The 15,504-nt window shown below is 70.0% G+C and carries 13 protein-coding genes; 5 read left to right on the plus strand and 8 right to left on the minus strand.

Translation table 11 applies throughout. From position 1 onward, the window contains the following. Positions 1 to 13: 13 nt before the first annotated feature. Positions 14 to 1,465, minus strand: coding sequence for an aldehyde dehydrogenase (locus tag BDO18943_RS08890; RefSeq protein ID WP_175022005.1), 1,452 nt, complete (start codon positions 1,463 to 1,465; stop codon positions 14 to 16). Between the two features lie 29 nt (positions 1,466 to 1,494). Beyond that, complete coding sequence (gene mdlC, locus BDO18943_RS08895) at positions 1,495 to 3,102, minus strand: benzoylformate decarboxylase (RefSeq protein ID WP_175022006.1); 1,608 nt, start codon at positions 3,100 to 3,102, stop codon at positions 1,495 to 1,497. Positions 3,103 to 3,199: 97 nt separating this feature from the next. On the opposite strand from mdlC, the gene BDO18943_RS08900 reads away from it, so the two are divergent. The 4 genes from BDO18943_RS08900 (at position 3,200) to BDO18943_RS08915 (ending at position 8,351) form a co-directional block, all read left to right on the plus strand. Then, a complete protein-coding gene (locus tag BDO18943_RS08900; protein ID WP_175022007.1) occupies positions 3,200 to 4,111 on the plus strand; it encodes a LysR family transcriptional regulator in 912 nt (303 codons plus the stop codon). 222 nt (positions 4,112 to 4,333) lie between these two features. Further along, positions 4,334 to 5,728 carry a D-arabinitol 4-dehydrogenase gene (gene dalD, locus BDO18943_RS08905; RefSeq protein ID WP_175022008.1) on the plus strand — a complete coding sequence of 465 codons (1,395 nt, stop codon included), beginning with the start codon at positions 4,334 to 4,336 and terminating at the stop codon, positions 5,726 to 5,728. Between the two features lie 83 nt (positions 5,729 to 5,811). Beyond that, positions 5,812 to 7,293 (plus strand): xylulokinase, encoded by a 1,482-nt coding sequence (xylB, locus tag BDO18943_RS08910; protein WP_175022009.1) that lies wholly within the window; start codon positions 5,812 to 5,814, stop codon positions 7,291 to 7,293. A 44-nt stretch (positions 7,294 to 7,337) separates the two neighbouring features. Beyond that, positions 7,338 to 8,351 carry a sugar-binding transcriptional regulator gene (locus tag BDO18943_RS08915; RefSeq protein ID WP_175022010.1) on the plus strand — a complete coding sequence of 338 codons (1,014 nt, stop codon included), beginning with the start codon at positions 7,338 to 7,340 and terminating at the stop codon, positions 8,349 to 8,351. Positions 8,352 to 8,386: 35 nt separating this feature from the next. Here BDO18943_RS08915 and BDO18943_RS08920 read toward each other — a convergent pair whose 3' ends face one another. Together BDO18943_RS08920 and BDO18943_RS08925 are read right to left on the minus strand one after the other, a co-directional pair. After that, positions 8,387 to 9,598, minus strand: coding sequence for an MFS transporter (locus BDO18943_RS08920; RefSeq protein WP_175022011.1), 1,212 nt, complete (start codon positions 9,596 to 9,598; stop codon positions 8,387 to 8,389). Further along, on the minus strand, positions 9,595 to 10,791 hold the full coding sequence (locus tag BDO18943_RS08925) for a serine hydrolase domain-containing protein (protein WP_175022012.1): 1,197 nt from the start codon (positions 10,789 to 10,791) through the stop codon (positions 9,595 to 9,597). The genes BDO18943_RS08920 and BDO18943_RS08925 overlap by 4 nt, the downstream gene beginning before the upstream one ends. 114 nt (positions 10,792 to 10,905) lie before the next feature. Here BDO18943_RS08925 and BDO18943_RS08930 point away from each other — a divergent pair, with 114 nt between their 5' ends. Further along, positions 10,906 to 11,790 carry a LysR family transcriptional regulator gene (locus BDO18943_RS08930; protein ID WP_175022013.1) on the plus strand — a complete coding sequence of 295 codons (885 nt, stop codon included), beginning with the start codon at positions 10,906 to 10,908 and terminating at the stop codon, positions 11,788 to 11,790. 13 nt (positions 11,791 to 11,803) lie between these two features. Here the strand turns inward: BDO18943_RS08930 and BDO18943_RS08935 are convergent, their stop codons facing one another. The 4 genes from BDO18943_RS08935 to BDO18943_RS08950 are packed head-to-tail and all read right to left on the minus strand — an operon-like array spanning position 11,804 to position 15,456. Then, positions 11,804 to 12,913 carry an ABC transporter ATP-binding protein gene (locus BDO18943_RS08935; protein ID WP_175022014.1) on the minus strand — a complete coding sequence of 370 codons (1,110 nt, stop codon included), beginning with the start codon at positions 12,911 to 12,913 and terminating at the stop codon, positions 11,804 to 11,806. Between the two features lie 58 nt (positions 12,914 to 12,971). Further along, positions 12,972 to 13,658, minus strand: coding sequence for an HAD family hydrolase (locus tag BDO18943_RS08940; protein ID WP_043190153.1), 687 nt, complete (start codon positions 13,656 to 13,658; stop codon positions 12,972 to 12,974). Continuing rightward, entirely contained in the window at positions 13,655 to 14,506 is an 852-nt protein-coding gene (locus tag BDO18943_RS08945) for a carbohydrate ABC transporter permease (protein ID WP_011353034.1), read from the minus strand. Before BDO18943_RS08945 ends, BDO18943_RS08940 begins: the two co-directional genes overlap by 4 nt. Beyond that, positions 14,503 to 15,456 (minus strand): carbohydrate ABC transporter permease, encoded by a 954-nt coding sequence (locus BDO18943_RS08950; RefSeq protein WP_175022015.1) that lies wholly within the window; start codon positions 15,454 to 15,456, stop codon positions 14,503 to 14,505. Before BDO18943_RS08950 ends, BDO18943_RS08945 begins: the two co-directional genes overlap by 4 nt. Positions 15,457 to 15,504 lie beyond the last annotated feature (48 nt).

Below are 15,504 nucleotides of genomic sequence, written 5' to 3' on the forward strand. Positions count from 1 at the left end.
GTCGGCGGCCTCGTCAGAACGGATAGTGGCGCGGTGCGGTCTGCACCGTGATCCAGCGCAGGTCCGTGAACGCCGCGATGCCGGCCTTGCCGCCGAAGTGGCCGAAGCCGCTGTCCTTCACGCCGCCGAACGGCATCTGTGCCTCGTCGTGCACGGTCGGGCCGTTCACGTGGCAGATGCCCGATTCGATGCGTGCCGCGACGCGCATCGCACGCGCGACGTCGCGGCTGAACACGGCCGACGACAGCCCGAACGCGTTGTCGTTCGCGCAACGGATCGCGGCCGCCTCGCCGTCGACGCGCACGATGCCCTTCACCGGGCCGAACGACTCTTCCGCGTAAATGCGCATCGCCGGTGTGACATGATCGAGCAGCGTGGCCGGGAACAGCGTGCTGTCGGCCTTGCCGCCGCACACGAGCGTCGCGCCGTGCGCGAGCGCATCGTCGATCAGCGCGTTGCAGCGCTCGACGGCCTTCAGGTCGATCAGCGAACCGAGCACGACGGGCCCGTTGCGCGGGTCGCCGAGCGGCAACGACGCGGCCTTGTCGGCGAGCTTCGCGACGAACGCGTCGGCAATCGATGCGTCGACCACGATGCGTTCGGTCGACATGCAGATCTGCCCGGAATTCGCGAACGCGCCGAACGCGGCCGCCGCGACCGCCGCGTCGAGATCGGCGTCGTCGAGCACGACGAACGGCGCCTTGCCGCCGAGTTCCAGCACTGACGGCTTCAGGTGGCGCGCGCACGCTTCGGCGACGATCCGGCCGACGCGCGTCGAGCCCGTGAAATTCACGCGACGCACGGCAGGATGCGCGATCAATGCATCGACGATGGCGCCCGCATCCTCGGGTGCGTTCGTCACGAAGTTGACGACGCCCGGCGGCAGGCCGGCCTCCTGCAGCGCCTCGACGATCAGCCCGTGCGTGACGGGACACAGCTCCGAGCCCTTCAGCACGACCGTGTTGCCGCACGCGAGCGGCAGCGCGAGCGCGCGCGTCGCGAGGATCACCGGCGCGTTCCACGGCGCGATGCCGAGCACGACGCCGGCCGGCTGCCGGACGCCCATCGCGAGCGAACCGGGCACGTCGGACGGGATCAGCTCGCCGCCGACCTGCGTGGTCAGCGACGCGGCCTCGATGAGCCCGCTCGCGGCAAGGTGCACGTTGAAGCCGGCCCACAGCGCGGAGGCGCCCGTCTCCGCCGCCATCGCGGCGACGAACTGCTCGTGCTTCGCTTCGAGCGCGGCGGCCGCCTTCAGCAGCAGCGCGCGGCGTGCGCCGGGGCCGAGCGCGGCCCAGTCGGGAAATGCGCGGGCGGCCGCATCGGCCGCCGCGCGCGCGTCGTCGACGGTACACGCGGGCGCTTCGGACGCGACTTCGCCATCGAGCGGGTTGCGGCGCACGAAGGTCGCGCCACTGGATGAATGGCGGCGTTCGCCGCCGATCAGCATCGCTACGGTTTGCATGACTTCTCCGGAAAGACGCGCAGCGCGCGTCAGGCAATCTCGACCTCGACGACGACCGGCGTCGCGGCGCGCAGTGCGTCGGCCAGCGCGTCGCGCAGGTGCGCGGCAGCGGTCACGCGCACGCCGCGGCAGCCCATCCCTTGCGCAAGCGCGACGAAATCCAGGTTCGGCAGATCGGTGCCCTGCACGGGGTCGTCCGGGCCGAAGCCGAACACCGGCGCGAAATCCTGCAGTGCCGCGTAACGGCGATTGTTCAGGATCACGAACGTGATCGGCAGCTTCAGTTGCGCGGCGCTCCACAACGCCTGAATCGAATACAGGCTCGAACCGTCGCCGATCAGCCCGATCACGCGCCGGCCCGGCTGCGCGAGCGCGACGCCGACGGCGGCCGGCATCCCGTAGCCGAGCCCGCCGCTGTCCATCGTGTAGAACGTGCCGCTGTGCGTGAACGGCAGGTGTTCCTGCATCACCGGCCGCGCGCTCGGCGCTTCCTCGACGACGATGTCGTGCGCGTCGCGCACGTCGGCGAGCGTCTGCAACGCGAACGCAACCGATATGCGCTCGCCGGCGGCGGGTGGCTCGACACGCGCACGCGGCGGCCGCGGCGCGGGCATCGGCCGCTCGGGCGGCGCCGGGCGCGCGAGCAGGTCGCGCGCGGCGAGCCGCAGGTTGCCGACGACCGCGTCGCCCGACGGCGTCCACGCGGCGACGCCCGGATCGTCGACGAGCTGCACGAGCGTCGCACCGGGCGGCACGTGCGGGCCGAAGCCCTCGATGTGATAGGTGAACGCAGGCGCGCCGAACGCAAACACGAGGTCGTGCCCGTCGAGCCGCGCGACGATCTTCTCGCGGATCGCGGGCAGGAAACCGGCGAAGAGCGGATGGTCCTCGGGGAAACTGCAGCGCCCCGACATCGGCGCGACGTACACGCGTGCACGGTGCCGCTCGGCGAGCCGCACGACCTCGTCCCACGCACCGGCGCGATCGACCGCCGCACCGACCACGAACGCGGGACGCCGCGCGGCGTCGAGCGCGTCGCCGAGCCGCGCGAGCGCATCGGGATCGGGCCGCACGACGCTGCTGACGTCGCGGTGCGGCAGCAGCTCGGCCGGTTGATCCCAGTCGTCGACCGGGATCGACACGAACACGGGGCCGCGCGGTTCCTGCATCGCAATGCGATACGCACGCGCGATCGCGGCCGGCACGTCCTGCGCGCGCGCGGGCTCGATGCTCCACTTCACGTACGGCTTCGGCAGCTCGGCGGCCTGCGTCGCGCCAAGAAACGGGTCGAACGGCAGGATCGCGCGCGCCTGCTGGCCCGCGGTGACGATCAGCGGCGTGCGGTTCTTGAAGGCGGTGAAGAGATTGCCCATCGCGTTGCCGACGCCGGCCGCCGAATGCAGGTTGACGACCGCCGCATTGCCGGTGGCCTGCGCATGGCCGTCGGCCATCCCGACCACGACGGCTTCATGCAAACCGAGCACGTAGCGGAAATCGTCGGGGAAGTCGCGGAACATCGGCAGCTCGGTCGAGCCGGGGTTGCCGAACACGCGGTCGATGCCGAACTGGCGAAGCAGGTCGATCACCGCATCGCGAACGGTGATCGATGCGGCGGAAGGGGACGAATGGCCGGACATGCTCGGCGCTCCTCGGTGGCTTGGCGGTTTCCACAGTATCGAAGCGCAACCCATTCTCGGATACTGTATTTTCTGCGATAAGCCATTACATTCCGGCATGACTTTCGATCTCCGACAATTGCGCGCCTTCACGACGATCGTCGCGTGCGGCAGCCTCGGCCGCGCCGCCGAAGCGCTGCACGTGACGCAACCGGCGCTGAGCCGGATCCTGAAGCGGCTCGAGGACCAGGTCGGTGCGCCCTTGTTCGAGCGTCACTCGAAGGGCGTCCAGCTCACCGCGTTCGGCGAGGCCCTGCTGCCGCACGCGACGCTGCTGCAGCACGAAGCCGAGCACGCGCGCGAGGAACTCGACGCGATGCGCGGGTTCGCGAAGGGCACGATCAAGGTCGGTACCGTGGGCAGCATCGCGAGCCTCGTGCTGCCGGTCGCGGTGGGCCGCGTGCTCGACCGCTGGCCGAACCTGCGCGTCGAGATCATCGAAGGCGTGTGGGACCGGCTCGCCGAAGGGCTGAACAAGCACGAGATCGATCTCGCGCTGTCCGCGCACGGGCCCGACACCGGCGAGATCGTCGCGATTCCCGAGTGCCGCTGGGAAGATCGCAGCCATATCGTTGCGGCGCCGCACCATCCGCTGCGTGCGCTCGGCCGCGCGCCGACGCTCGCCGATACGCTGCACGCGCGCTGGGCGATTCCGCCGCGCGGCACGGCGCCGTTCGACCACATGCGCGCGACCTTCGACGCGCACGGGCTCGCGCTGCCCGACATCGCGGTCGAGACACGCTCGGTCACGACATTGAAGAGCCTCGTCGCGCATGCCGGCTTCCTGAGCTGGATGGCCGAGCCGATGTACGGCGCCGAGCAGCGGGCCGGCACGATCGACACGCTGCCCGTGCGCGAGGTCGTCGCGGTGCGCACGCTCACCGCGTTCCGGCGCCGTCACGGCATCCTGCCGGGGCCGGCCGGCAAACTGCTCGAGGAACTCGTCGCGTTGACGCGTAAAGGACGCTGACGGCACTTTCCGCGCCGGCCGCCTGTTCGCGCCCTCCCCGCACTGCCCTGCCCGGGCGCCGCCGCAGCGCACCATCGAAATGCCGTTTCCCCGCCTTGACTTTCGCTCGTCCGAATACGATCATTCGCTCACGCAAAGAGCAAATGATCGTATTCGTCAAATACGTCGAGCACGTCGGTCTCATTCGACAGGAAAGAGTCAGGCACGAACAGGAGACACCGGATGAGCGCATCGCCCTCCGCCCGCACGCCCGTGCTGCTGCACATCGGCGCGGGCTCGTTTCACCGCGCGCACCAGGCGTGGTATCTGCATCGCGTGAACGCGGCCGTCCCGGCCGACGAGCGCTGGTCGCTGACCGTCGGCAACATCCGCGACGACATGCACGCGACGATGGACGCGCTCGCCGCGCAGCACGGCGCCTACACGCTCGAAACCGTCACGCCGCAAGGCGAGCGCGCGTACGAGACGATCCGCGCGATCACGCGCGTGCTGCCGTGGTCGATCGATCTCGCCGCACTGATCGACGCCGGCGCCGATCCGGCGTGCCGGATCGTGTCGTTCACCGTTACCGAAGGCGGCTACTACCTCGACGAACACAACCGGCTCGACCTCGCGAACGCCGATCTCGCGGCCGACCTGCAGGGCGCGCGCACGACGCTGTACGGTGCGCTCGCCGCGCTGCTCGCCGAACGCGTGAAGCGCGGCGCGGGCCCGCTCACGCTGCAGAGCTGCGACAACCTGCGCAACAACGGCGCGCGCTTTCGCGCGGGGATGCGCGAGTTCCTCGAACGGCGCGGGCTGACCGACCTGCTCGCGTGGTTCGATGCGAACGTTGCCACGCCGAGCGCGATGGTCGACCGCATCACGCCACGCCCGACCGCCGACGTGCGCGAGCGCGTGCTGGCGGCCACCGGCATCGACGACGCGTGCCCCGTGATGGGCGAATCGTTCATCCAGTGGGTGATCGAGGACCGCTTCGCGGCCGGCCGGCCGCGCTGGGAGCTGGCGGGCGCCGAACTCGTCGACGATGTACATCCGTACGAGGAAGCGAAGATCCGCATCCTCAACGCTACGCACAGCTGCATCGCGTGGGCCGGCACGCTCGCGGGCCACACCTATATCCACGAAGGCACGCATGACGCGGCGATCCGCCGCTTCGCGCACGACTACGTGACGCAGGACGTGATCCCGTGCCTCACGCCGAGCCCGCTCGATCTCGCGCGCTACCGGGACGTCGTGCTCGAACGCTTCGGCAACCCGTACGTGCTCGACACGAACCAGCGCGTCGCGGCCGACGGCTTCTCGAAGATCCCAGGCTTCATCGCGCCGACGCTCGTCGAATCGTTCGCACGCGGCGCGGCGCCGGTCGCCACCGCCGTATTGCCCGCGCTGTTCCTGCGCTTTCTCGAACGCTGGGCGAGCGGCACCTTGCCGTACGCGTACCAGGACGGCGTGATGGACGAAAGCGCCGCGCGGGCGATCGTCGGGGCCGACGACCCGGTCGTCGCGCTGTGCGCGAGCCGCGCGCTGTGGGGCTCGCTCGCCGGCAACGCGGCGCTGTTCGAGGCGCTGCGCGGCGGACTCTGGCGCGTCGACGCATGGCTCGCGGCTCGCTGACGCACATCCGGGCGAACCTGCCTTGGCACGTGCGCGGCGGCGCGGCTAAAGTAGCGACTCCCCACTGACGGAACGGATCGCTCATGTATCTCGGCATCGACCTCGGCACCTCGGAAGTGAAGGTGTTGCTGCTCGCCCCGGACGGCACGGTCGTCGGCACCGCCGGCTCGCCGTTCACCGTGTCGCGACCGCATCCGCGCTGGGCCGAACAGCATCCGGACGACTGGTGGCAAGGTACGCTCGCCGCGCTCGCCGCCCTGCGCGAGCGGCATCCGCACGAATTCGCGGCCGTGCGCGGCATCGGCCTGTCGGGCCAGATGCACGGCGCCGTGCTGCTCGGCCGCGACGATCGCGTGCTGCGCCCCGCGATCCTGTGGAACGACATGCGCTGCGCCGACGAATGCGCGCTGCTCACCGAACGCGCGCCCGATCTCCACGCACTGGCGGGCAATCTCGCGATGCCGGGCTTCACCGCGCCGAAACTGCTGTGGGTCGCGAAGCACGAACCCGCCGTGTTCGCGGCGACCGCCTGCGTGCTGATGCCGAAGGACTACCTGCGGTTCCGGCTGACCGGCGCGAAGGTGTCCGATCCCTCCGACGCGGCCGGCACGCTGTGGCTCGACGTCGCGCGCCGCGACTGGTCCGACGCGCTGCTCGCCGCGTGCGGGATGACGCGCGACCAGATGCCCCGCATCGTCGAAGGCAATGCGCCGTCCGGCACGCTGCGCGCGGATGTCGCACGCGAACTCGGGCTGTCGGAAGCCGTCGTGGTGGCCGGCGGCGGCGGCGACAACGCGACGAGCGCGCTCGGCATCGGCGCGATCCACGCGGGCGACGGCTTCGTGTCGCTCGGTACGTCGGGCGTGCTGAGCGTGGTCGGCGACCGCTTCATGCCGAACTCCGCATCGGCCGTGCATGCGTTCTGCCACGCGATTCCCGATCGCTGGCAATTGATGAGCGTCGTGCTGTCGGCCGCGAGCTGCCTGCGCTGGGTCTGCAAGCTGACCGGCACCGACGAGCCCGCGCTGCTCGCCGAAGTCGAAGCGCTCGACGCCGACTCACTCGCGACGGCCCCGCTGTTCCTGCCCTACCTGTCCGGCGAGCGCACGCCGCACAACGATCCGTACGCGCAGGGCGTGTTCTTCGGGATGACGCATGCGACCGAACGCGCGCATCTCGGCTACGCGGTGCTCGAAGGCGTGACGCTCGGCCTCGCCGACGGCCTCGACGCGCTGCATGCGGCCGGCGTCGAAACCGACCAGCTGTCGCTGATCGGCGGCGGCGCGCGCAGCGCGTTCTGGGCGCAACTGATCGCCGATGCGCTGAACGTGCGCACGCGCCAGCACGGCGGCGGCGAAACGGGCGCGGCACTCGGCGCGGCGCGGCTCGGCTGGCTGGCCGTCGGCGGCGATCCGCATGCGGTGCTGACCAAGCCGCCGGTGCGTGCCGAATACGCGCCGGATGCCGCCCGCCATGCGCTGCTGCGCGAACGCCTCGATGCGTTCCGCGCGCTGTACCGCCACGTGCGGCCGCTGTACGAACCGTCGCGCGCACGGCTCGCGTAAGCGCCCGCAGGTCACGCGCGCCGGCCGGCGGCCAGGTGCGCGACATGCGGTACAGTGGATGCCGTCATGCGGCCCGCCCAGATCCAAACCGAATCGCTATCGTGTCCAAGTCCTCAGAAAAACTCGATCTCGCCACGCGTGCCGCGTGGCTCTACTACGTCGCGGGCGACACGCAGAACGAAATCGCGGAAAAGCTGCAGGTGTCGCGCCCGGTCGCGCAGCGCCTCGTCGCATTCGCAGTCGAGAAGAACCTGATCCGCGTGCGTGTCGACCACCAGCTCGCCGACTGTCTCGATCTCGGCGCGCAGCTGTCGAAGCGCTACGGCCTCGCGATGTGCGAAGTCGTGCCCGTCGATGCCGATGCACCCGACGCGATCGACCGCAAGCTCGCAGTCGCCGGCGCGCAGGTGATGGAGCGCTACCTGAACGAAACGCGGCCGATGGTCATCGCGGTCAGCAGCGGCCGGACGCTGAAAGCCGCGGTCGCGCAGATCGCGCAGATCGACCGGCCGCAGCACCGGCTCGTGTCGATGGTCGGCGCGATCGCGGCCGACGGTTCGTCGAACCGCTACGACGTCGCGCAGTACATCTCCGAGAAAACCGGCAGCAAGCACTTCCTGCTGCCCGCGCCGCTGTTCGCCGACAGCGACGTCGAGCGCGCGCAGTGGTGCAATCACCGGCTGTACCGGATCGTCGAGGCGCTGTCGGGCAAGGCCGATGTCGCGTTCGTCGGGATCGGCAACATCGGCCCGCACTGCCCGCTCTACGAGGACGGCTTCATCACCGAACAGGAACGCGACGAGATGACCGCGCTCGGCGCGGTGGCCGAGCTGCTCGGCGTGCCGATCGATGCGCAGGGCACGCAGATCGCCGTATCGACGAGCGCGCGCGTGACGAGCGTGTCGCTCGCCACGCCGCCGAAGCGCCCGACGATCGCGTTCGCCGGCGGCCCGAAGAAACGCGATGCGGTGATCGCCGCATTGCGCGGCGGCTGGCTGTCGGGGCTCGTCACCGACGAGACCTGCGCGCGCGCCGCGCTCGACGCGAAGGCGGCCTGACGTCGAAGCCGCGCACGGCGCGCGGCAGCAAACGCTCAAGCCGTGTGCGGCGCCGGAAACGCATGCCGTCGAGCACGCCACGCGCCGACCCACGCAGCAGCCAGCAGCACGACGAGCACCCACGGAATCGCCCCGGCGCCCGTTGCGCCGAGCAGCATTCCGCCCGCGATGCCGCCGCCCGCGATCGCGAGGTTCCACACCGTCACGAGCATCGACTGCGCGACGTCGGCCGCGTCCCCCGCCGCATTCGCGGTGGCCGTCTGGAACAGTGTCGGCGCACCGCCGAACGCCAGCCCCCACAACGCGACGCCCGCGTACACGATCACCATTCCGGAACCGGCGCCGAGCATCGCCGCCGCAATTGCGAACATCGCGATGCTGGCGAGCGTCAGGCGTCGCTGCGCGGCGCCGATCCAGGCGCCCGTCAGCGCGATGCCGACCAGCGACGCGATACCGAACACGAGCAGCACCGCATCGACCTGCGCACCCATCCGCACGCCCGCGAGGAACGGTGCGACGTACGTGTACAGCATGTTGTGCGCGAGCACGTAGGCAAACATCACGGTCAGCACCGGCCGCACGCCCGGCAGCGTCATCACGCCGAGCACGGGCTCGCGCGCGCCGGCCTGCTGCCCCGGATAATCGGGCACGCGCCAGCGGATCCAACCGATCAGCACGAGCGCCGCGAGCGTGATGCCCGCAAACGCGACGCGCCACCCGAGCGCCGCGCCGAGCGCGGTGCCGGCCGGAATGCCGATCGACATCGCGACCGGCGCGCCGAGCATCGCGACCGCGATCGCGCGGCCGCGCTGCGACGCATCGACCATCCGGCTCGCGTAGCCGGCCAGCAGCGCCCACAGCAGCCCGGCCGCCATCCCCGCGACGAAGCGCGCGGCGAGCGTGAGCGCGTAGTACGGCGACACGGCCGTGAGCGCATTCGACACGACGAAGCCGGCCAGCGCGGCGAGCAGCAGGCTGCGCCGGCGCATCGCGCGCGTCGCGGCGACGAGCGGAATCGCCGCGACGATCGAGCCGAGCGCATACACGGTCACGAGCTGGCCGATCAGCGCCTCGGGCACGCGCAGGTCGACGCTCATCAGCGGCAGCAGGCCGGCCGGCAACGCCTCGGTGAGAATCGTGATGAAGGCGGCCGTCGCGAGCGCCAGCAGGTTCGCGACCGGCAGGCGCGCGTCGGCCTGCACCGGAAGAACGGCAACCTCGTCATCGATCGACGTGCAGTCGCTCATGCCGCGCTCCCGGTTTCGACGCCGTAGACCGCATCGCGCACACAGGTCACGATCCGCCCATCGAGGCCCTCGTACAGCGTGTTGGAAAACGCGACGACCGTCAGCCCGGCCGCGCGGTCGACGAACCACGTATGCCCGTACGCGCCGCCGCCGCGCCAAGTGCCGACCGACTCCGGCGACTGCGCGGCCACCGGATCGCGCAGCACCGAAAAGCCAAGCCCGAAGCCGAAACCGGGCATATCCCGCAGTTCGCGCGCACCCGGCTGGAGGCGCGCCATCTCGTCTCCCCATTCGCGACCGAGCCAGCCGTCGCGGCCCGTGCGCAGCGCGTCGAGCAGCGTCACGCAATCGCGCGCGGTGCCGATCATCCCCGCGCCGCCCGACGCCCACGCATCGGCATCGAACACGCGCGCCGGCTCGAAGCGGATGCCGATCGTGCCGTCGAACACCGGCACGAGATCGACGTCCGCCATCCGGCGCGGGGCGCCCGGCGTACCCACGTAAGGCGTCGCGAAGCGTGCGGCATCGTGCGCGACGAACGCGGTGTCGGTCATCCCGAGCGGTGTCGTGACGAGCGCGGCCACCGCGTCGGCGAGCGGCCGCCCGTCGACCGCCTCGATCAGCGCGCCAACCACGTCGAGCGCGAGCGAATAGCCCCACGACGTGCCCGGCGCGAACTGCAGCGGCACGCCGGCGATGCGTCGCAGGTTCTCGGCGAGTGAGAGGCCCGAGCGATCCATTCCGTCGGACACGCCGGCGCGCGCATACGGGCCGTCGCCGTCCGCTTCGAGGAACCGGTAGCCGAGGCCGGCCGTATGCGACAGCAGATGGCGCAACGTGATGACGGCGGGCGTACCGTCGGGCAACGTCGGACGGAATTCGGGCAACCAGCGCGTGACCGGTTCGTCGAGCGCGATGCTTCCGGCCGCGACCAGCCGCATCGCGGCGGCCGCCACGATCGGCTTCGTGACCGACGACAGACGGAACAGCGCGTCTTCCCGCATCGGCGTGCCGGCTTCGCGATCGGCGAGCCCGACGGCGCGCGCATAGCGCAGCTCGCCGTCCTGCGCGACCAGCACGACCGCACCGACCATGCACGCGTCGGCAAGCGCGCGATCGAGCGCGTCGTCGAGCCGGTCGCGCAGCGCGACGTCCGGTTCCACGCGCAAAGCGGAGACAGGCAGGGATGACATGACGTGACCTCTCAACAGTGAACGAGCGCTCATCGTAGGGAGCCGACGCAAGAAGAAAAACCGGGGTAGAGTTCCGGACAATCCGGACGTTGGCGTCCGCAATCGGAAACTCGCATGGAAAACCTCGGCGGCTTCGTCGTGTTCGTTCAGGTCGCGGAAACGCGCAGCTTCGTCGCGGCCGGCCGCGCGCTCGGGCTGTCGGCGTCGGCGATCGGCAAGCGCATCGCGCGGCTCGAGGCGCGCCTGAACGTGCGGCTCTTTCACCGCAGCACGCGCAGCATCGCGCTGACGGCCGAGGGCACGCGCTTTCTCGAACGGTGCCGGCGCGTGCTCGCCGAGCTCGACGCGGCCGAGCAGGAACTGACGCAAAGCGCCGAAGCGCCGCGCGGGCGCTTGCGCGTGAGCCTGCCGACGATCGGCACGCTGCTGCTGCCGGTGCTCGCCGATTTCATGGCCGCGTATCCGGAGATCGAGCTCGACATCGATTTCAGCGACCGGCTCGTCGACGTCGTCGACGAAGGCTTCGACGCGGTGCTGCGCACCGGCCAGCCGTCGGATTCACGACTGTCGTCGCGGCTGCTCGGCCACTTCCGCCAGCACCTCGTCGCATCGCCCGCCTATCTCGACCGGCACGGCACGCCGAGCACGCCGGCCGATCTCGCGCAGCACCGCTGCCTGCACTACCGTTTCCCGACCAGCGGCAAGCTCGAGACCTGGCCGTTGCGCGTGCCGCGCGCGGGCACGCCGCCCGAGGTGCCGGTCGCGATGGTCAGCAACAGCGCGGAAGCGCGCTTATGCTTCGCACTGCGGGGGCTCGGCATCGCGTGCCTGCCCATCTTCTTCGTGCGCGATGCGCTCGAAGACGGCACGCTGCGCGCGGTGCTCGACGAGCACGTCGCGAGCTGCACGCCAATCTACGTGCTGTGGCCGTCAGGCCGCCACCCGACGCCAAAACTGCGCGCGTTCGTCGACTACATGGCGTCGCACCTGCCGGTGTGAGCGCGGCCAGCCGTCATGCGGCCTTCGCGTGCACGCTCAGCCGGCGGAACGCCTGCCCGTGCTCGTCGAACAGGTGGCAGTGCTCGGCTTCCGCCTGCACGTGCAGCGCCGCGCCGGTGCGGTACGTGTCGAGCGGCGGAATCCGCGCGATCAACCCGTCCGGCGCGACGGCCGACTCCGCGTACAGATACGCGGCATCGCCAAGCGATTCGACGGCCATCGTCCGCGCGGCCACGCCGGTGGCCGCGGCTTCGACTTTCAGGTGCTCGGGCCGCACGCCGACCGTCACCGCCGCACCGCGCTGCAGCCCCGCCGCTTCGACTGCAACGCGCTGCGTCTCGCCGCTGTCGAAGCGCACGAGCACGCCACCCGCATCGGCCGAATCGACGGTGCCCTTCAGGAAGTTCATCTTCGGCGAGCCGATGAAGCCCGCGACGAACTGGTTCGCCGGCGCGTGATACAACTCGTTCGGCGTACCGACCTGCTGCACCGCGCCGCCCGACAGCACGACGATCTTGTCGGCGAGCGTCATCGCCTCGACCTGGTCGTGCGTCACGTAGATCATCGTCGTCTTCAGCTCGTCGTGCAGCCGCGCGAATTCCAGCCGCATCTTCACGCGCAGCGCCGCATCGAGGTTCGACAGCGGTTCGTCGAACAGGAACACCTTCGGCTTGCGCGTGATCGCGCGGCCGATCGCGACGCGCTGCCGCTGACCGCCCGACAGCTGCTTCGGCTTGCGGTCGAGCAGATGGTCGATGTGCAGGATCTTCGCGGCCTGCTTCACGGCCTGGTCGATCTCCGGCTTCTTCGCGCCCGCGAGTTTCAGGCCGAACGCCATGTTGTCGTACAGCGTCATGTGCGGGTACAGCGCATACGACTGGAACACCATCGCGATGCCGCGCTTCGCGCTCGGCACATCGTTGACTTTCGCGCCGTCGATCAGCAGGTCGCCGCTCGAGATGTCCTCGAGCCCGGCGATCATCCGCATCAGCGTGGATTTTCCGCAGCCGCTCGGGCCGACGAACACGACGAATTCGCCGTCGGCGATGTCGAGGTTCACGTTGCGCAGCACTTCGGTGTCGTCGTAGCGCTTCGCGATGTTGCGCAGGAGCACGCTTGCCATGATCTGTCTCCGTTCGTTCGTGATGCGCCGCGTCGAACGCGGCGCGCAATCGTTGTTGCTAGTTCGGCAGCACCGCGCCCGTCGCCTGCCAGCGCGCGACGTAGCCGGGCAGCTCGTGCATGTCGTCGAATACGTGACGCGCGCCGATCCCGCGCAGCGCGTCGATCTGCGCGGCCGACGCATGCCCGCCGCCGACGAAGCCGAGCACGGTCATGCCGGCCGCGGCGGCCGCGGTGATGCCGGTCGCACTGTCCTCGACCACGAGGCACTGGGCCGGCGCGACACCGAGCGTACGCGCGGCCGCGAGATACACGTCCGGTGCCGGCTTCGGCCGCGCGACGGCGTCCGCGCAGAACAGCCGGTCGCCGAAGAAGCGCGCGAGGCCCGTGCGTGCCAGTGCCGCCTCGACGTATGCGCGATAGCTGTTGCTCGCGCAGGCCGTCGTCAGCCGGATCGCGGCCAGCGCCGCATCGATGCCGTCGACCATCGGCGCATTGACGGCCGCCGCCTCGACCGCACGGCGGATCGCGTCGACATCGTCGGCCGACAGCGTGCGCCCGACGGCCTCGCCCGCGCCGGCCAGCACGCGCTCGATGCGCAGCCCGAGCAGCGGCATCACGGCCGGCCGCGCATCGACGCCCGGCCAGCGCGCATCGAGTTCGCGCACGATCACGTCGGCCGCCACGGCCTCGCTGTCGATCAGCACGCCGTCGCAATCGCAGATCAAGACGTTCGTCCCGGTCATTTGACGGCTCCGAACGTGAGCCCGCGCACGAGCTGCTTCTGCGACAGCCAGCCGACGATCAGGATCGGCGCGACCGCGAGCAACGAAGCCGCGGACAGCTTCGCCCAGAACAGCCCTTCGGGGCTCGAATACGACGCGATGAACACGGTCAGCGGCGCCGCGTTCGAGCTCGACAGGTTGATGCTCCAGAACGCCTCGTTCCACGACAGGATCACGAGCAGCAGCGCGGTGGACGCGAGCCCCGGCAGCGCCATCGGCATCAGCAGGTAGACGATCTCCTGCCACGTCGACGCGCCGTCGATACGCCCGGCTTCGAGAATGTCCTTCGGGATCTCGTTGAAGTACGTGAAGGTCATCCACACCGCGATCGGCAGGTTGATCAGCGTGTAGACGATCACGAGGCCCGACACGGTGTCGAGCAGCCCCGCGTTCTTCCACAGCAGGTAGATCGGCACCAGCACGCCGACCGACGGCATCATCTTCGTCGACAGCATCCACAGCAGCACCTTCTGCGTGCGGTGGTTCGGGAAAAACGCCATCGCGTACGCGGCCGGCACCGCGAACAGCAGCGAGATCACCGTGACGCCCGCCGAGATCAGCACCGAATTCCACGCGAACGCGAAGTAGTTGCTGCGCGCGAACACCTCGCGGAAGCTGTCGAGCGTCGGGATGAAGAACAGCGTCGACGCATATGCCTGCTGCTCGGTCTTGAACGCGGTGATCGCCATCCAGAAGATCGGGAAGAACAGCAGCAGCGCGATCAGCCACGCGAGCGTGCCGGGCAGCGCGCGCCGCACGAGGTCGAACACGGCCGGCACGCGCCGGCCTTCGAAGGTCAGGTCGCTCATTTCTCGTACTCTCCCTTCAGGTTGCGCGCGAGCATCCGCACGAGGAAGAACGACACGACGTTCGCGACCACGACGGCGATGATGCCGCCGGCGGACGCGAGGCCGACGTCGAACTGCTGCAGGCCGAGCGCGTAGATCAGGTACGACAGGTTGGTCGTCGCGTCGCCGGGGCCGCCGCCGGTCGTCGTGTAGATCTCCGCGAAGATCGACAGCAGGAAGATCGTCTCCATCATCACGACCACGGCGATCGCGCGCTTCAGGTGCGGCAGCGTGATGTAGAAGAACATCGCGATCGGGCCGGCGCCGTCGATGCGCGCGGCTTCCTTCTGCTCCTGGTCGAGCGACTGGATCGCGGTGAACAGGATCAGGAACGCGAACGGCAGCCACTGCCACGCGACGATGATGATCACGGCGGTGAGCGGGTAATCGGCGAACCAGTCGATCGGCGTCATCCCGAGCGCGCGCATCGCGTTCGCGACGAGCCCGTAGACCGGGTGCAGGATCATGTTCTTCCAGATCAGCGCGGACACCGTCGGCATCACGAAGAACGGCGCGATCGCGAGCAGGCGCGCGACGCCCTGCCCGTAGAACTTGCGGTCGAACAGCACGGCCATCAGCACGCCGCCGATCACCGTGATCGCGAGCACCGCGCCGATCAGCACGAGCGTGTGCCAGATCGCGGGCAGGAACGACGGATCGGTCGCGAGGAAGCGATAGTTGTCGATGCCCGCGAAACCCTTCACGTCCGGGTTCAGCAGGTTGTAGCGCGAGAACGAATACCAGATCGTCATCGCGAGCGGAATCGACATCCACAGCAGCAGTACCGCGACGGACGGCGAGACGAGCCAGCTCGCACCGCCGCGCGCGCGGCGCGGCGCGCCGGGCGGCGACGACGCGTCGCCGACCGACGGCGCGTGAGCGTGGCTCAGGGGAAGACGCAGGTGACGCATGATCGGAGTCCCTCCGGTTGATGCGCGGGCGCGAAGGTCAGCCCGCCT

Source organism: Burkholderia aenigmatica (assembly GCF_902499175.1).
GTDB lineage: Bacteria > Pseudomonadota > Gammaproteobacteria > Burkholderiales > Burkholderiaceae > Burkholderia > Burkholderia aenigmatica.